The sequence below is a fragment of the Buttiauxella sp. AC038 genome (assembly GCF_979253565.1).
This window is the reverse complement of the sequence record NZ_CEEDCQ010000001.1, coordinates 2,348,919-2,365,440: the sequence shown is the minus strand read 5'-3', so window position 1 is coordinate 2,365,440 and position 16,522 is coordinate 2,348,919. Positions and strand designations below refer to the sequence as shown.

The 16,522-nt window shown below is 49.2% G+C and carries 15 protein-coding genes, 1 pseudogene and 1 other annotated feature; of the genes and pseudogenes, 8 read left to right on the top strand and 8 right to left on the bottom strand.

Annotated elements, in window-relative coordinates; genetic code table 11:
• Window positions 1-43: 43 nt before the first annotated feature.
• On the bottom strand, window positions 44-1,093 hold the full coding sequence (gene sohB / locus AC0IXI_RS11280; RefSeq protein ID WP_413498202.1) for a protease SohB: 1,050 nt from the start codon (window positions 1,091-1,093) through the stop codon (window positions 44-46).
• Between the two features lie 260 nt (window positions 1,094-1,353).
• On the opposite strand from sohB, the gene AC0IXI_RS11275 reads away from it, so the two are divergent.
• Together AC0IXI_RS11275 and cobO are read left to right on the top strand one after the other, a co-directional pair.
• On the top strand, window positions 1,354-2,115 hold the full coding sequence (locus tag AC0IXI_RS11275; protein WP_471682416.1) for a YciK family oxidoreductase: 762 nt from the start codon (window positions 1,354-1,356) through the stop codon (window positions 2,113-2,115).
• Window positions 2,112-2,702, top strand: coding sequence for a cob(I)yrinic acid a,c-diamide adenosyltransferase (gene cobO / locus AC0IXI_RS11270; protein WP_413498200.1), 591 nt, complete (start codon window positions 2,112-2,114; stop codon window positions 2,700-2,702). The genes AC0IXI_RS11275 and cobO overlap by 4 nt, the downstream gene beginning before the upstream one ends.
• 34 nt (window positions 2,703-2,736) lie before the next feature.
• On the opposite strand, the gene rluB is transcribed toward cobO, so the two are convergent.
• The 3 genes from rluB to rnm all read right to left on the bottom strand — a co-directional run bounded on the left by rluB (window position 2,737) and on the right by rnm (window position 5,260).
• On the bottom strand, window positions 2,737-3,621 hold the full coding sequence (gene rluB / locus AC0IXI_RS11265; protein ID WP_064511633.1) for a 23S rRNA pseudouridine(2605) synthase RluB: 885 nt from the start codon (window positions 3,619-3,621) through the stop codon (window positions 2,737-2,739).
• 95 nt (window positions 3,622-3,716) lie between these two features.
• On the bottom strand, window positions 3,717-4,337 hold the full coding sequence (locus AC0IXI_RS11260; protein WP_034455425.1) for an L-threonylcarbamoyladenylate synthase: 621 nt from the start codon (window positions 4,335-4,337) through the stop codon (window positions 3,717-3,719).
• Window positions 4,338-4,348: 11 nt separating this feature from the next.
• On the bottom strand, window positions 4,349-5,260 hold the full coding sequence (gene rnm, locus AC0IXI_RS11255) for an RNase RNM (protein WP_471682415.1): 912 nt from the start codon (window positions 5,258-5,260) through the stop codon (window positions 4,349-4,351).
• A gap of 118 nt (window positions 5,261-5,378) precedes the next feature.
• Window positions 5,379-5,476 (top strand) — a sequence feature (Trp leader region).
• A 22-nt stretch (window positions 5,477-5,498) separates the two neighbouring features.
• Here rnm and AC0IXI_RS11250 point away from each other — a divergent pair.
• The 5 genes and pseudogenes from AC0IXI_RS11250 (at window position 5,499) to trpA (ending at window position 12,027) form a co-directional block, all read left to right on the top strand.
• Window positions 5,499-7,060 (top strand): annotated as a pseudogene (locus AC0IXI_RS11250) (anthranilate synthase component 1).
• The gene (gene trpD, locus AC0IXI_RS11245) at window positions 7,060-8,655 is read left to right on the top strand and encodes a bifunctional anthranilate synthase glutamate amidotransferase component TrpG/anthranilate phosphoribosyltransferase TrpD (RefSeq protein ID WP_413498197.1); all 1,596 of its coding nucleotides are present in this window, start codon (window positions 7,060-7,062) and stop codon (window positions 8,653-8,655) included. Before AC0IXI_RS11250 ends, trpD begins: the two are co-directional and overlap by 1 nt.
• A 3-nt stretch (window positions 8,656-8,658) precedes the next feature.
• Entirely contained in the window at window positions 8,659-10,020 is a 1,362-nt protein-coding gene (trpCF, locus tag AC0IXI_RS11240) for a bifunctional indole-3-glycerol-phosphate synthase TrpC/phosphoribosylanthranilate isomerase TrpF (RefSeq protein ID WP_471682414.1), read from the top strand.
• A gap of 7 nt (window positions 10,021-10,027) precedes the next feature.
• Window positions 10,028-11,221 carry a tryptophan synthase subunit beta gene (gene trpB / locus AC0IXI_RS11235; protein ID WP_034457050.1) on the top strand — a complete coding sequence of 398 codons (1,194 nt, stop codon included), beginning with the start codon at window positions 10,028-10,030 and terminating at the stop codon, window positions 11,219-11,221.
• The gene (trpA, locus tag AC0IXI_RS11230; RefSeq protein WP_064511638.1) at window positions 11,221-12,027 is read left to right on the top strand and encodes a tryptophan synthase subunit alpha; all 807 of its coding nucleotides are present in this window, start codon (window positions 11,221-11,223) and stop codon (window positions 12,025-12,027) included. Before trpB ends, trpA begins: the two co-directional genes overlap by 1 nt.
• A gap of 94 nt (window positions 12,028-12,121) precedes the next feature.
• Here the strand turns inward: trpA and ompW are convergent, their stop codons facing one another.
• From ompW to AC0IXI_RS11215, 3 genes are all read right to left on the bottom strand, one after another.
• Entirely contained in the window at window positions 12,122-12,754 is a 633-nt protein-coding gene (gene ompW, locus AC0IXI_RS11225) for an outer membrane protein OmpW (RefSeq protein WP_064511639.1), read from the bottom strand.
• Window positions 12,755-13,095: 341 nt separating this feature from the next.
• Entirely contained in the window at window positions 13,096-13,371 is a 276-nt protein-coding gene (locus AC0IXI_RS11220; RefSeq protein ID WP_134182371.1) for a YciI family protein, read from the bottom strand.
• Between the two features lie 15 nt (window positions 13,372-13,386).
• Window positions 13,387-13,962: an NAD(P)H-dependent oxidoreductase gene (locus AC0IXI_RS11215; protein WP_134182370.1), complete on the bottom strand. Its 576-nt coding sequence runs from the start codon at window positions 13,960-13,962 to the stop codon at window positions 13,387-13,389.
• A 141-nt stretch (window positions 13,963-14,103) separates the two neighbouring features.
• On the opposite strand from AC0IXI_RS11215, the gene AC0IXI_RS11210 reads away from it, so the two are divergent.
• Window positions 14,104-15,003 carry a LysR family transcriptional regulator gene (locus AC0IXI_RS11210; RefSeq protein ID WP_471682413.1) on the top strand — a complete coding sequence of 300 codons (900 nt, stop codon included), beginning with the start codon at window positions 14,104-14,106 and terminating at the stop codon, window positions 15,001-15,003.
• A gap of 98 nt (window positions 15,004-15,101) precedes the next feature.
• On the opposite strand, the gene AC0IXI_RS11205 is transcribed toward AC0IXI_RS11210, so the two are convergent.
• Window positions 15,102-16,511 carry an MFS transporter gene (locus AC0IXI_RS11205; RefSeq protein ID WP_064511643.1) on the bottom strand — a complete coding sequence of 470 codons (1,410 nt, stop codon included), beginning with the start codon at window positions 16,509-16,511 and terminating at the stop codon, window positions 15,102-15,104.
• Window positions 16,512-16,522: the final 11 nt, after the last annotated feature.

The window sequence follows — 16,522 nt, the reverse complement described above, 5'->3', positions numbered from 1 at the left end:
ACGAGGCCAAAAGGCCTCGTTTTTAATTACGCGCTGAATTTAATTACAACAGCGGTTTTTCACCACGTTGCCACCAGCGCAGCAACAGATTATCAAGGCTGTTTGCCGCACTACCGGTAAAACGGTCCATCATTTTTTTACGGCGCGTATAGTGAACGTTGATCACTTCGCGGTCTTTCATCAGATTAATCAGTAAATCATCGCTGGTGCTCACTGCATCGACCAAACCTTTTTCTAAAGCTTGAGTGCCGTACCAATGTTCACCTGTCGCTACGGAATCAATATCTAATGATGGGCGCATATCATGGACAAACTGCTTAAACAGCTGATGGGTTTCGTTGAGGTCTTCACGGAATTTCTCACGCCCTTGCTCAGTGTTTTCACCAAACAGTGTCAACGTACGTTTGTACTGCCCGGCAGTATGCAACTCAACATCTATATCATTGCGTTTCAGTAAGCGATGGAAGTTTGGAACCTGAGCAACGACACCAATCGAGCCAATAATAGAAAACGGTGCAGCGACGATTTTGTCGGCCACACACGCCATCATATAACCACCGCTGGCAGCTACTTTGTCCACAGCAACCGTCAGACGTACTTTGCTGTCGCGCAGACGCTGTAATTGTGACGCAGCAAGCCCATAACCATGAACAACACCGCCAGGACTCTCCAGACGCAACAGAACCTCATCTTCAGGCTTCACTACGGCCAATACTGCGGTTATCTCTTCGCGCAGGGAAGTAACCTCGTGAGCATCCATACTTCCTTTAAAATCCAACACATAAAGTGTTGGCTTGCCAGAAATAACCGTTTCACCTCGTTTAGCGCGTGCTTTTGCTTGTTTCGCTTCGAGTTTGTGTTTTTTCTTTTGAGCTTTATGCCAGAGTTTTTGCTGATGGCCATCAAGCCTTGCCACCTGCATTTCTTCCTGCATTTCCTGGTATTGTTCACTTAAATTGGTGAGACGCAGCTCACCACGTTGATTTCTTTTGCGACCGGCAACATTCACAATAATCGTGACAAGAATGCCAATAGCCGCAACGACCGTGACAATTTTCGCCAAAAACAGCCCATAGTTTGCAATCAGATCCACGCTTTCCGCCTTCCATTCAGAGCATTAAATATCTATCGCCCAGTGTAACCGAGCCGTGATTCTACGTCTGTAAGCAACTATAAATGCTGCGAGCCCTCTTCCTGAATGCCTTTAGCAAAATGAAACTTTTGCAAAATGTTAATCAAAGGTATTGTCTCCTGTTGCCTGATTGAAATAACCAGTCCTTTCAGGCATAAAGCCTAAAGGTTATAAATCCGAGAAATAAGACGTGAGCAAAAGCATCGCGCGAGGAGTTGAGAGTGCACTATCAACCGAAAACAGATTTACTGCAAAATCGCATCATTTTAGTCACCGGCGCCAGTGATGGTATCGGACGGGAAGCCGCCTTAACTTATGCACGTTATGGTGCAAACGTCATTCTGCTTGGCCGCAATGAAGATAAGCTCCGTAGAGTCGCCGATGAAATCAACACCCGTTATGGCAGCTTGCCGCACTGGTTTACGTTGGATTTTTCCAACGCAACACCTGAAGACTGTCATAACCTAGCGCATAAACTTTCAGGGCTAATTCCGCGCTTAGATGGTGTACTGCACAATGCTGGCATCCTCGGCGATATTTGCCCAATGGATGAACAAGATCCGCAAATATGGCAGAACGTGATGCAGGTAAATGTTAACGTCACCTTCTTCCTGACTCAGGCATTGCTTCCTTTATTACTCAAATCTGATGCCGGTTCGCTAGTCTTCACAAGCTCAAGCGTAGGCCGCCTGGGTCGTGCGGGTTGGGGTGCCTATGCGATATCAAAATTCGCCACCGAAGGTATGATGCAAGTGCTGGCGGAAGAATATAAACAACATAATTTGCGCGTCAATTGTATAAACCCCGGTGGTACACGTACTGCAATGCGCGCTAGTGCATTCCCCACAGAGGATCCTGATAAGCTGAAAACGCCACGGGACCTCATGCCGCTCTATTTATGGCTGATGGGCGATGATAGCCGTCGTAAAACAGGCATGAGCTTTGATGCTCAACCCAACCGTAAACCAGGAATTTCGGAATGAGTGAAGATCGTTACCAGCAGCGCCAACAGCGCCAAAAAGAGAAAGTCGATGCCCGCGTCGCCGCAGCACAAGATGAACGCGGTATTTTGATAGTCTTTACCGGAAACGGTAAGGGGAAAACAACAGCGGCTTTTGGCACTGCAACCCGTGCCGTTGGCCACGGTAAAAAAGTAGGTGTGATCCAGTTTATCAAAGGCCAGTGGCCAAATGGTGAACGTAATCTACTGGAACCACTGGGTGTTGAGTTTCAGGTTATGGCTACTGGTTTTACCTGGGATACTCAAAACCGTGAAACTGATACCGCAGCGTGCCTTGAAGTGTGGGAGCATGCAAAGCGAATGCTTGCAGATGAGTCACTGGATATGGTTCTCCTCGACGAAATCACCTATATGGTCGCCTACGATTACCTGGCCCTTGAAGAGGTGCTGACGGCGCTTACACAGCGTCCTGCAAACCAGACGGTTATCGTGACCGGGCGCGGATGTCATCGGGATATTCTTGAAGTGGCGGATACGGTGAGTGAGTTAAGACCGGTCAAACATGCCTTTGATGCAGGCATTAAAGCGCAAATCGGTATCGATTATTAATAAAAAAACCCCTCAACTTGAGGGGTTTAATGTTTTAGCTACTGCGCCCACCGCGACGGCCGCCGCCGCTACCAGTAGTTTGCGTATGGCGTTTCACCGCACGACGAATCTGGTTCGCCTTCATGCGGCGACGGTCTTTCTCTACCGCCACTTTGCTTTCTGTCTCTTCCTGCAACTCTACCAATTTACGCAGGTAGTTAGTTTGACCCAGGTCGAGCTCAGTGTAACCACCACGTGGCAGGCCTTTCGGCAACTGGATGTCACCGTAACGCACACGAATCAGACGGCTAACCTGCACACCTACTGCTTCCCAGAGGCGGCGCACTTCACGGTTGCGGCCTTCAGTAAGAGTAACGTTGTACCATTGGTTAATGCCTTCACCACCGGTAAATTTGATGGTTTTAAACGCGGCCGGGCCATCTTCAAGCTGAACACCACGACCCAGTTGTTTCACTTTGTCGTCGTCAACTTCGCCGAACACACGTACTGCGTATTCACGTTCTACTTCACGACTTGGGTGCATCAGGCGGTTTGCCAGCTCACCGTCAGTTGTGAAAAGTAATAAACCACAGGTATTCACATCCAGACGACCGACAGCAATCCAGCGCGCACCGCGCAGTTTTGGTAAACGGTCAAATACGGTTGGACGCCCTTCTGGGTCATTACGCGTACACAATTCGCCTTCTGGCTTGTAGTAAGCCAACACACGGCAAATCTGTTCTGCAGATTCTTTAATGGAAATCAGGTGACCATCAATACGGATTTTCAGGGCCTGTGTTACTTCAACACGATCACCTAATTTGGCAACTTTGCCATCCACACTGACACGGCCGGCAGAGATAATGGTTTCAATCTCACGACGGGAACCATGGCCTGCACGGGCCAAAACTTTTTGTAACTTTTCGCTCTTATCGCTCATTGAGCTTCCTCGGGTGTCGCCTTCACAGGCGTCGAATTGGGATAATGAAGCATGTCAGCCCCATTTTAGGCCGCACAGTATAGCCGCAGACGCACTTATAAGAAAGGCTTAGCGTCACCGGCACCTTCGCGGATAACAACAGGTGCATCCTCAGTTAAATCAACAACCGTTGTTGGCTGCTGCCCAAGGTAACCACCATGGATAACTAAATCGACAACCTTTTCGAGACGGTCTTTAATTTCTTCTGGATCTGATTCGGTAAACTCACTACCTGGAAGCATCAGCGATGTCGATAACATCGGTTGATCCAGCACTTCGAGCAACGCCAATGCTATCGGGTTGGAAGGAACGCGTAAGCCAATCGTCTTACGCTTTTCCTGCAACAAACGGCGCGGAACTTCTTTGGTGCCTTTGAGAATAAAGGTGTAATTACCTGGCGTGTTATTTTTGATTAAGCGAAACGCCACGTTATCAACAAATGCATACGTTGAAAGCTCGGATAAATCCCGGCACATCAACGTAAAATTGTGCCCATCAGGCAAATGACGGATGCGGCAAATGCGCTCCATTGCCGTTTTATCTTCAAGTTTACAGCCCAATGCATAACCCGAGTCGGTTGGGTAAACAATAACGCCGCCCTTACGAACAATTTCAACTGCCTGGTTAATCAGACGCTGTTGTGGATTATCCGGGTGAATATAGAAAAATTGACTCATACAACTGCCCTCTATTTTGCGATGTGGCCGACATCCCAATTCTGCCAAACAGGTACTACGCCTGCAGGCAGCCAGAGCTTGCGCCCAAGCTCGATCCACGCGCAAGGCATGTGGAAATCTGAGCCTTGCGACGCCAGCAAATTAAATTGCTGTGCGTAACTCGCAAGTTGGGTGCGCTCATTGGGAGCTTGCTGGCACTGCGCGACTTCCATGGCATCGCCACCATTTTCGGCAAACTGCGCCAGTAACCTTTTCAGCCATTTAGCACTCAGGTCATAACGGCCTGGATGCGCCAGAACCGCCTGACCGCCAGAATGATGAATTACATCAATAGCTTGTTCTATTGTACACCACTGTGGCGGAACGTAACCGGTTTTCCCCTTTGCGAGATATTTCTTAAACACATCAGCCATTGTATTGGCCTTTCCACACTCCTTCAAAAAGCGCGCGAAATGGCCGCGAGTGACTTCGCCACCGTTGGCATGGCGCATCGCACCTTCCAGTGCACCGGGGATATGTGCTTTTTCCAGACGTTCAGCGATTAATGTTGCTCGCTGAATACGGCGCTCACTTTGCTGGGCAAGGAACTCAGCTAATTGCGGATTGTGCTCATCAACACCTAATCCAACAATATGTATTTCATGGTTTTCCCAGATGGTTGAGATCTCAACGCCGCTAATTAAACGCAATGGCAATTGCAGGCGTGATACCGCTTCCCTTGCAGCAGCAATTCCGGCTACTGTGTCATGGTCTGTTATTGCCAGAATGCCAACACGCATTTCAACGGCTCGTTGTACTAACGCCTCTGGCGTTAGTAGGCCATCAGACGCGGTGGTATGGCTATGTAAGTCGTGAATCACCGCTAGTGTTGGTTGGCTCAAAATAACTCCGGGTGTGTTAATAAAATGAAAAACGCCGCTCATGATAGCGATTTTCCTTCATAACTAAAAATCGCTATTGACTTTGATTCATCGAACTAGTTAACTAGTACGCAAGTTCACACGAGAAAGGTATCTGATAATGAAAGCGATAATCCGCATGCACAGCTGGTGGCGTACTTCCTGATAACGGGCAGTGTAATCGCTATGGCTGTATTTCAGCCCAGATACCAGGCCCGCCAATGAAGCGGGCCTTTTTTTGAACAAAATATGAGAGCAAAAAATGCAAACACAAAAACCAGCGCTCGAATTACTGATTAACGACGCGCCATATCGTGATAACCCGACAGCCGTTTTCCACCAGTTGTGCGGCGCACGTCCAGCAACCTTACTGCTCGAATCCGCCGATATCGACAGCAAGGATGATTTAAAAAGCCTGCTGTTAGTTGACAGTGCGCTGCGTATTACCGCCTTGGGTGACACCGTCACGATTCACGCCCTTTCAGAAAATGGCGCCTCACTGCTTCCATTGCTGGATGCGGCTTTACCTAGCGGCGTAGAAAATAACCATTCTCCACAAGGCCGTGTGTTGCGCTTCCCGGTAATCAGTTCGCTGTTGGATGAAGATGCTCGTCTGTGTTCACTGTCGGTATTTGACGCCTTCCGTCTGATGCAGGAATTGGTGACGGTGCCGGAAAACGAGCGTGAAGCGATGTTCTTCGGCGGCTTGTTTGCATACGACCTGGTTGCAGGATTTGAAGACTTGCCCGATCTCAAGCAAGACAACAACTGCCCTGACTACTGTTTCTACCTGGCAGAAACGTTGCTGGTTATCGACCATCAGAAAAAAATACACGCATTCAGTCAAGCTTGTTCACCCAATCAGCTTCGGAAAAACAGCGTTTGATTCAGCGCTCTGAACAACTGAGTAAGCAGATGCAGCAGGAACCTTCTGCGCTGCCGGTGCAAAAAGTGGAACGCATGACCTGCGAATGCAACCAAAGCGATGAAGAGTTTGGCGATGTGGTGCGCAAAATGCAGAAAGCCATTCGCATCGGTGAGATTTTCCAGGTTGTCCCATCACGCCGTTTCTCACTGCCATGCCCTTCTCCACTTGCCGCTTACCAGACACTGAAAAAGAGCAACCCAAGCCCGTATATGTTCTTTATGCAGGATAACGATTTCACTCTGTTTGGCGCATCCCCTGAAAGCTCGCTGAAATACGATGCGAAATCACGCCAGATAGAAATTTACCCAATTGCCGGGACTCGTCCACGCGGTCGCCGCGCTGATGGTTCACTTGATCGTGACCTCGACAGCCGTATTGAGCTGGAGATGCGTACCGACCATAAAGAGATGTCCGAGCATCTGATGTTGGTTGACCTGGCGCGTAACGACCTGGCACGAATTTGCACCCCAGGCAGCCGTTATGTTGCTGACCTGACTAAAGTTGACCGTTACTCCTTTGTGATGCACCTGGTATCACGGGTGGTGGGCGAACTGCATAAAGATCTCGACGTACTGCACGCTTATCGCGCCTGCATGAATATGGGCACCCTGAGCGGCGCACCAAAAGTACGCGCTATGCAGCTGATTGCCAAAGCTGAAGGTGTGCGCCGTGGTAGCTACGGCGGCGCCGTCGGCTACTTCACCGCTCATGGTGATTTAGACACCTGTATCGTTATCCGCTCCGCCTACGTTGAAAACGGCATTGCCACCGTACAGGCCGGGGCTGGCGTAGTACTAGATTCCGTACCGCAGTCCGAAGCTGACGAAACACGTAACAAAGCCCGCGCTGTACTGCGCGCTATCGCAACCGCGCATCACGCACAGGAGATTTTCTGATGGCTGACATTCTGCTGCTCGATAATATCGACTCGTTTACCTATAACCTGGCCGATCAGCTGCGTGCTAACGGACACAATGTCGTCATCTATCGTAACCATGTTCCAGCACAGACCTTAATTGAGCGTCTGGAAACGATGGACAACCCGGTTCTGATGCTCTCACCTGGTCCTGGTGCGCCGAGTGAAGCGGGCTGTATGCCTGAGCTGTTGACCCGTTTGCGTGGTAAGTTGCCGATTATCGGTATCTGTCTGGGCCACCAGGCTATTGTTGAAGCTTACGGCGGTTATGTCGGCCAGGCGGGTGAAATCCTGCATGGTAAAGCATCAATTATTTCCCATGACGGTGAAGCCATGTTTGCCGGTTTACCTAATCCATTGCCGGTTGCGCGCTACCACTCATTAGTCGGCAGCAATATTCCTGCGGGTTTAACCATTAACGCCCATTTTGATGGCATGGTGATGGCGGTTCGCCACGACGCTGACCGCGTATGTGGTTTCCAGTTCCACCCTGAATCCATTCTGACCACTCACGGCGCGCGCTTGCTTGAGCAGACTCTCGACTGGGCATTGCTGAAGTTAAAACAAGCCAACACGCTGCAACCGATTCTCGACAAACTGTATAAAGCTCAAACGCTGAGCCGCGAAGAAAGCCACCAGCTGTTTGCCGCCATCGTGCGCGGCGAGCTGAAACCAGAACAGTTGGCGGCAGCACTGGTCAGTATGAAAGTACGTGGCGAGCATCCAAATGAAATCGCCGGCGCGGCGACCGCAATGCTTGAAGCCGCAGCGCCGTTTCCAAGCCCGGATTATCCTTTTGCCGACATCGTTGGCACCGGCGGTGATGGCAGCAACAGCATCAATATTTCCACCGCCAGTGCCTTTGTGGCCGCGGCTGTTGGCCTGAAAGTGGCGAAACACGGTAACCGTAGTGTTTCCAGTAAATCGGGCTCTTCCGACTTACTGGCCGCGTTTGGTATTAATCTGGAAATGAGTGCTGAAGCGTCCCGTCAAGCGCTAGATGATTTGGGCGTCTGTTTCCTGTTCGCACCGAAATACCACACTGGTTTCCGCCATGCGATGCCCGTGCGCCAGCAGTTAAAAACGCGCACCCTGTTTAACGTGCTTGGGCCATTGATTAACCCGGCACATCCACAAATGGCGTTGATTGGCGTTTATAGTGCGGAACTGGTGCTGCCGATTGCAGAAACACTGCGCGTTTTGGGTTACAAGCGCGCGGCAGTAGTGCATAGCGGCGGAATGGATGAAGTTTCTCTGCATGCCACTACACAAGTTGCAGAGCTGCATGACGGCGAGATCAAAAGCTACCAGTTGGAAGCAACTGACTTTGGCCTTCCTGCTTATCACCAGGACCAGCTTGCAGGCGGCACACCGGAAGAAAACCGTGACATTCTCAGCCGCCTGTTACAAGGTAAAGGAGAGACAGCTCATGAGTCCGCTGTAGCGGCAAACGTCGCAATGCTAATGCGCCTGCATGGGCAAGAAGATCTTAAAGCGAACGCACAACGAGTGCTGGAAGTACTGCGCAGCGGTGCTGCGTATGACCGGGTTACTCAGCTTGCAGGAAGAGGATAAGTCATGCAGGAAACAGTATTAAAGAAGATCGTCATTGATAAGGCGATTTGGGTTGAAGCACGCAAGCAACAACAACCCCTGGCAAGTTTCCAGAACAACATCGTACCGGCAACACGTAATTTTTATCACGCACTGCAAGGTGCCCGTACGGCCTTTATTCTGGAGTGTAAAAAAGCCTCTCCATCTAAAGGCGTGATTCGTGATGATTTCGACCCGGCGCGTATTGCTAATGTTTATAAACACTACGCTTCCGCTATTTCAGTACTGACTGACGAGAAATATTTCCAGGGCAGCTTCGATTTCCTGCCGATTGTCAGCAACATCGTCACGCAGCCAGTATTGTGCAAAGACTTTATTATCGACTCGTATCAGATTCACCTGGCCCGTTTTTATCAGGCCGATGCTTGTCTGTTGATGTTGTCCGTTCTTAACGACGAGCAGTACCGCCAGCTCGCAGCTGTAGCACATAGCCTGAATATGGGTGTGCTGACAGAAGTCAGCAATGAAGAAGAGCTTGAGCGCGCAATCGCCCTGGGCGCCAAAGTTGTCGGTATCAATAACCGAGACTTGCGCGACTTATCCATCGACCTGAACCGTACGCGCCAATTAGCGCCTCGTTTAGGGCATGGTGTGACGGTTATCAGTGAGTCTGGCATCAGCAATTACGGCCAAATCCGCGAGCTCAGCCACTACGCTAACGGCTTCCTGATTGGTTCTGCCCTGATGGGTGAAGACGATTTAAATGCCGCAGTGCGTCGTGTAACGCTTGGCAATAACAAAGTATGTGGCCTCACCCGCCCCCAGGATGCCCGCGCGGCATATGAAGCAGGTGCTATTTATGGTGGACTGATTTTTGTACCGACGTCACCGCGATTTGTTAGCGATGAAACCGCAGCATCGGTGATTGCCGCAGCCCCATTGAAATTTGCAGGCGTGTTCCGCAACACTCCGGTAAGTGAAGTGGTACAAAAAGCCGAAAAATTCACTTTGTCTGCTGTGCAACTACATGGTGATGAAGACCAGAATTACATCGACGAGTTGCGTGCCATCCTGCCAGCGAATGTGCAAATCTGGAAAGCACTGAGTGTTAAAGAGAGTTTACCGGCGCGAAATTTAAACCACGTCGACAAATATCTCTTCGACAATGGCCAGGGCGGCAGCGGGCAAAGCTTTGATTGGTCCCTCCTGGCAGGCCAGAATCTGGAAAACGTCATTCTGGCTGGCGGACTGGGTGCAGATAACTGCGTCGAAGCGGCAAAAACAGGCTGCATAGGTTTAGATTTCAACTCGGGTGTCGAAAGCGCGCCGGGTATTAAAGATGCTAACAAGCTGGCTGCCGTCTTCCAGACGCTGCGGGCTTACTAAGGAAAATATCATGACTTTACTTAATCCCTATTTCGGTGAGTTTGGTGGCATGTACGTGCCGCAAATTCTGATGCCTGCACTGCGTCAGTTAGAAGAAGCTTTTGTTGCCGCGCAAAGCGATGCTGAGTTTCAGGCTGAATTTAACGACCTGCTGAAAAACTACGCAGGCCGCCCAACTGCACTGACCAAATGTCGTAACCTGACAGCTGGCACCAAAACCACCTTGTATTTAAAACGTGAAGATTTACTGCACGGCGGCGCACACAAAACCAACCAGGTTCTCGGCCAGGCTTTGCTTGCTAAGAAAATGGGCAAAACTGAAATCATCGCCGAAACCGGTGCCGGTCAACATGGTGTGGCATCAGCATTAGCCAGTGCCCTGCTCGGCTTGAAATGTCGCATTTATATGGGTGCAAAAGACGTAGAGCGCCAGTCGCCGAACGTGTTCCGTATGCGCCTGATGGGTGCGGAAGTGATTCCTGTACATAGCGGCTCTGCCACGCTGAAAGATGCCTGTAACGAAGCATTGCGCGACTGGTCTGGCAGCTACGACACCGCGCACTATATGCTCGGCACCGCAGCTGGTCCGCATCCATTCCCAACTATCGTGCGTGAGTTCCAGCGCATGATCGGTGAGGAAACCAAAGCGCAGATCCTTGAAAAAGAAGGCCGCCTGCCAGATGCAGTTATCGCCTGTGTAGGCGGCGGTTCTAACGCAATCGGCATGTTTGCAGACTTTATTAACGATGCCAAAGTCGGCCTGATTGGTGTTGAACCAGCCGGGCACGGCATCGAAAGCGGTGAACACGGTGCGCCACTGAAACATGGTCGCGTAGGCATCTACTTCGGGATGAAATCCCCGATGATGCAAACTGACGAAGGCCAGATTGAAGAATCTTACTCTATCTCTGCGGGTCTGGATTTCCCATCAGTTGGCCCACAGCATGCGCACCTGAACAGCATTGGCCGTGCCGATTATGTATCAATCACCGATGACGAAGCGCTGGAAGCATTCAAAACGCTGTGTCGCAGTGAAGGTATTATTCCGGCTCTGGAATCTTCTCATGCACTGGCTCACGCGCTGAAAATGATCAAAGAGAATCCAGAAAAAGAACAGCTGCTGGTAGTAAACCTCTCCGGCCGTGGTGACAAAGACATCTTCACCGTTCACGACATTCTGAAAGCGCGAGGGGAAATCTAATGGAACGTTATCAACACGCATTTGAACAGTTGCAAGCTCGTGGTGAAGGTGCTTTTGTTCCCTTCGTTACTCTGGGCGATCCATCGCCAGAGCAGTCACTGAAGATTATCGACACCCTGATTGAAGCCGGTGCCGATGCACTGGAGTTGGGGATTCCCTTCTCCGACCCGCTGGCAGATGGCCCGACCATTCAGAACGCCGCTCTGCGTGCATTTGCCGCAGGCGTTACACCAACGCAGTGTTTTGAAATGCTGGCCGTTATTCGCCAGAAGCACCCGACGATTCCGATTGGCTTGCTGATGTATGCCAACCTGGTGTTTAGCCGCGGTATTGACGAGTTTTACGCGTTGTGTGCCAAAGTTGGTGTCGATTCGGTATTGATTGCAGATGTGCCAATTGAAGAGTCTGCGCCATTCCGCCAGGCAGCGATGCGCAATAACGTCGCACCAATCTTCATTTGTCCACCAAATGCTGATGATGCGCTGCTGCGTGAAATCGCCACTCATGGCCGTGGATACACCTATCTGCTGTCTCGTGCAGGCGTGACCGGTGCAGAAACCCGTGCGCAGTTGCCGCTTCATCATTTGGTAGAAAAACTAACTGAATTTGGTGCGGCACCTTCACTGCAAGGCTTTGGGATTTCCGAACCTTCGCAGGTGAAAGATGCGATTGATGCCGGCGCTGCCGGAGCGATTTCGGGTTCCGCGATTGTGAAAATCATCGAGAAGAATCTGGATAACCCTGATGTGATGTTAAGCGAGTTGAAAGCGTTTGTTCAGAGCTTGAAAGCCGCGACTCGTCGTTAATTTTCATTGTTGCCGGATGGCGCTAACGCTAATCCGGCCTACAACTGCTCGCGTAGGTCGGATTAGCGCAGCGACATCCGACATTACCGTTCTATCAGAAACGATAACCTGCCGAGAACATAAAGACCCACGGGTCAATCCGCGTCTTGATATTCTGCTCTTCACCACCAGCTTTAAACTTCACTTCAGTGTCGATATCCATATACCACACCGACATGTTCAGCAACCAGTTATCATTAACCATATAATCCAGCCCAACTTGCCCTGCCGCTCCCCACGAATCTTTCACACTCAGATCGCTCAAGCCTGCATCTTTGCCAGTCTGATTAAAGTCGGCATCAAAGAAAGTGGTGTAGTTAATACCTGCGCCGATATATGGCCGAACTTTGCTTTTCGCATCTCCAAAGTACCACTGCGCCATCAGTGTTGGTGGTAGTTGACGAACGGTAGCCAGGTCGCCTGTCGGACCTAAACCAACGCGATGGCGAAACGGTGTAGCCGCAAGCAACTCGATGCCGATGTTATCGGTCACCATATAGTCAAATGTCAGTCCCAGTTGGGTATTGTTGCTGACGCTAAAACCGCCCATCCCAAGCACATTGTCAGAACCTTCCGTTGGGCGCACGGTTGCTGAACCCGCACGCATGAAGAATTCACCTTGTTGATGTGCCAGTGCTTCACCAGATAAGCAGGTTAATGCAAGTAACGCCACAGACAATTTTTTCATAGCCCTCTCCTTGTTATGGTTTTAACAGCGGGCTGAATATACTCATTATTGAGTACAAAGTGATCCAGGTTCGATCACACTTTGCTGGCTAATTTAACATTTAATGATCTGGATTAATTTTTCGCATTTTTCTTAACGTCACAACTTTGGTGTCGTTTGATCCATAGCCCGACATAATCTGGCACGGGTAATATTATTCAGAACCAAAATACAAAATGGGCAGAACTGCTCAATAACAGTGCTGCCCATTTGCCTAAGATGTGATGGACGAATCACGCCATCACCACCATCCATTTCGCCGCTCCAGACTCCTTGGTTGATTCGCAATAGCCGAGTTTTTATTACCAGCTTCCTACCATTTTGGGGGTAAATTCACGAATCTCATATTCAGCGAGATTGGGGTAATAGGCGTCTTCTTTCAGAATAGCTTCCAGCTCTTCCCGACTGTCGGTCTGAGCAATAATCACCCCGGCTTTTTCGCGATCCAAATAGGGGCCGATGAGAACAAAATTGCCTGTATTGAAATACTGCTGAAACCAGCTGACATGGCTTGTGAAAAGCGCTTCATGCTGTTCAGCCGTAATATCGTCATTCACCGTAATATTGATGAGATACATTTTTTGCCTTCTCTTTTAGACAGCCATTTTTAAAGTAGGCACAGTTTCTTTAATCGCGGTAACCAGGCGATCGGCGTGATCTTTAGCCATTGCTTTCTGTTCCCGAACTTTAGCTTCATCACGCCCTGCATAGCTGATCCCAAAGGTGTAAACGGGTTCCTGCAATTGCAGATTGCACATCACTGCTGTGGTTTCAAACTGTGTCATGTACTGACCAATATCGTGACCGAACAAACCTTCAGGGGAATACAGGCTCTCTGGTGCGCCGGCGGTAAAGGAGATAATCAGCTTTTTGCCACCCAGTTTTGCGGTTGAACCATGGGCAAAACCGTGAACAAAGACCTGGTCAATCCATAACTTCATTAACCCCGGCACTGAATACCAGGAAAAAGGAAACTGCCAGACGATCACATCGGCGTTAAGCAAGGCTTCCTGCTCCTGCGCCACATTGATTTGGTAGTTCGGATAAAGCGCATCAAGAAAGCGAATTTCGGCCTCGGGCAGCGCTTTAGCGACTTCGCCCAGGATGGTGGCATTGCCAATGGACTCATTAAGATTCGGATGACCTGAAATAATCAGTACATTTTGCATTTTTGGCTTCCTTAACAGTGGTTTGTTTAACTGGAAGTGAGTATAAACAACCCTGATTCTGTTTTTTAGAGCATCAATAGCTCATACACTCTTAGCCAGTAGCTAATAATCTAACTTTTGTTTCTACTTCTGGATGACGCCATGAACAATGTCATTTACAACCAAATCCGTATTTTCCAGAGCATCGCCCGTGAAGGCAGCATTACTGCAGCGGCCAGGAAACTTGAGATCACACCACCTTCTGTGAGCAAAGCGCTAAAACTACTTGAGCAGCATATTGGCCACCCGCTTTTTGTTCGCACCACGCGGCGTATTGAACTGACGGATGCCGGGGAACAATTATTGCAACAAACGTCGCGGGCTGTGGAATCACTGGAAAGTGCGGTGGAAAGCATCAAAGAGCTGAATCAGGAACCATCCGGGCTGGTCAGAATTACTCTGTCACGATTTGCCTACCTGCTTATTCTGAAGCCCTTTATGGCTGAGTTTTGCCAGAGCTATCCGGGAATACAGCTTGAGATATCCGTTTATGACGGAACCGTGAATATGATTGATGAACGTTTTGATTTGGGCATTCGTTTTGGCGATATCCTGGAAGAGAGCGTGGTGGCCCGCCAGTTAATGAAACCGTTTCGTGAAGGTTTGTATGCATCACGAGCCTATCTCGCAGCACACGGTACCCCCGAACTGCCGACGGATTTGCATCAGCATCAACTCATCGGCTATCGCTTTATCACCAATAACCGCATCCTCCCTTTAATGCTGGAAGATAAAGGTGAGCAATTAACCGTTGAGATGTCAGGACAACTTATCAGCAATGATATTGATGTTATGGCAGATGGAATACGCAGCGGTCTGGGAATAGGAAGAATGTTTGAGCCAGTGTACGAATTGCAGCCCGATAAAGAACAATTTATCCCGGTAATGATGTCTTACTGGAAAACCTATCCCCCGGTTTATCTCTACTATTTAAAAAGTACCGGCAAGGTAAAGCGAGTCAAAGCGCTGATTGATTTCTTAATGACGAAAACGAAAAAATAGCCATTAATATTATTTAAGTGATTTAAACAGCAAGCCAACATATTTCTTATCCCGGCTTGCTGTTTAAAATGAATACCATACGGTACGTGGAAATTATTTTAGGCGGCGATTGTTACTGATAAGGTCCGTCGTTTTGCTATTGTTGCCATGACCAGTACTAACATCATCAGGACTTCCATCCCGAGTACACCAATCATCGCTTGCGGATAGTTGCCATGATTTTGTTGTTGCATGTGAAGGAATAAACCGCCGAGTACCGCTGGCCCCAGGGCCAATGTAGATTGCTGTAGGGTGCTGAGAATTGCACTGGCTGCTCCGGCATCATTCGGTTTGATATCTTGCATCCCGACACGGTAAAACGTATTGACGATTAAAGCCTGACCATAACCAATGAAGACCGTTGCTGGCGCAATGATTAGCGCACCGGCAGCATCGCCATAATGATATAGGGTTGCCATAAGACCGATAAGGCCAAAAATTTGCAGTGAAATACCGGTTAACAAAATGGTGCTCATTGAGTAACGAGCAATAAGTTTTGGGGCATAACAGGCCGAGATAAAATAAGAAACGCCAAGCGCAATAAAACTATTACCCGATTGCCATGGCTCCATACCCATACCGGATTGTAAAGTCACTGCCAGGCAGAACATAAAACCTGACCAACAACTGAAAAATAATACTGCAATTAATAAGCCAAACCGAATGCTCGGGAGTTTAAGCAAATGAGGTGCCACAAGAGGTTGCAGGCCTCGCTTTTGTTGCATTAAAGCAGCAGCGCGCATTAAATAACCAAGAGGCAGTACCATTACCAGCATTGCCTGCATATACCATGGCCAATTTAATTCCGGGCCTAAGGTCATCGGAAACAGTAAACAGCACAACATGATTGCCAGAATAGATGTTCCTGGCCAGTCAATACGTGAAGGTGCTTCGCTACTTGTTTCTGGAATATATGAACGGCTCAATAGCAGGAATAACACGCAAATTGGCACATTAATAAAGAAGGCGTTACGCCAGCCTAGTCCCGCTATATCTGCTGAGACCAGCCACCCGCCCCCCATCTGCCCGATAATAAATGCAATACCACCAATTCCGCCATATAGACTTATTGCCCGTGCACGAGCGGGACCTTTTAACGTCACATGAAGCGTGGCAAGTATTTGCGGGACGATCAGTGCTGCGCCTGCACCCTGAAGCACTCGGGCAGCCAACAATTCATTTACAGAACCAGATATGCCGCATAATAAAGAGGCTAAACCGAAAATAAATACACCTAATTGCAAAATACGGCGACGACCATTGTTATCACCCAGTTTACTTCCCACGGCAAGACAGACGGCAAAAGCAACACCATAAAGCGCAACAATAAGTTCCAACTGAGTCGATGTCGTACCAAGCGAGTGAGTAATTGAATCGAGGGCAACATTAGTGATCGAAGTATCTATCATTGGCAACATCTGCGCTGTTAATAATAACAACAGGCCAGCGCGGCCAGGCGAAACATTCATCAAGTACTCCA

What these genes read in the sequence shown, in the direction of transcription:
- cobO (WP_413498200.1), top strand. Translation starts at nt 2,112, where the DNA reads ATGAGTGAAGATCGTTACCAGCAGCGCCAACAGCGCCAAAAAGAGAAA.
- rluB (WP_064511633.1), bottom strand. Translation starts at nt 3,621, where the DNA reads ATGAGCGATAAGAGCGAAAAGTTACAAAAAGTTTTGGCCCGTGCAGGC.
- AC0IXI_RS11260 (WP_034455425.1), bottom strand. Translation starts at nt 4,337, where the DNA reads ATGAGTCAATTTTTCTATATTCACCCGGATAATCCACAACAGCGTCTG.
- rnm (WP_471682415.1), bottom strand. Translation starts at nt 5,260, where the DNA reads ATGAGCGGCGTTTTTCATTTTATTAACACACCCGGAGTTATTTTGAGC.
- trpD (WP_413498197.1), top strand. Translation starts at nt 7,060, where the DNA reads ATGGCTGACATTCTGCTGCTCGATAATATCGACTCGTTTACCTATAAC.
- trpCF (WP_471682414.1), top strand. Translation starts at nt 8,659, where the DNA reads ATGCAGGAAACAGTATTAAAGAAGATCGTCATTGATAAGGCGATTTGG.
- trpA (WP_064511638.1), top strand. Translation starts at nt 11,221, where the DNA reads ATGGAACGTTATCAACACGCATTTGAACAGTTGCAAGCTCGTGGTGAA.
- ompW (WP_064511639.1), bottom strand. Translation starts at nt 12,754, where the DNA reads ATGAAAAAATTGTCTGTGGCGTTACTTGCATTAACCTGCTTATCTGGT.
- AC0IXI_RS11220 (WP_134182371.1), bottom strand. Translation starts at nt 13,371, where the DNA reads ATGTATCTCATCAATATTACGGTGAATGACGATATTACGGCTGAACAG.
- AC0IXI_RS11215 (WP_134182370.1), bottom strand. Translation starts at nt 13,962, where the DNA reads ATGCAAAATGTACTGATTATTTCAGGTCATCCGAATCTTAATGAGTCC.
- AC0IXI_RS11210 (WP_471682413.1), top strand. Translation starts at nt 14,104, where the DNA reads ATGAACAATGTCATTTACAACCAAATCCGTATTTTCCAGAGCATCGCC.
- AC0IXI_RS11205 (WP_064511643.1), bottom strand. Translation starts at nt 16,511, where the DNA reads ATGAATGTTTCGCCTGGCCGCGCTGGCCTGTTGTTATTATTAACAGCG.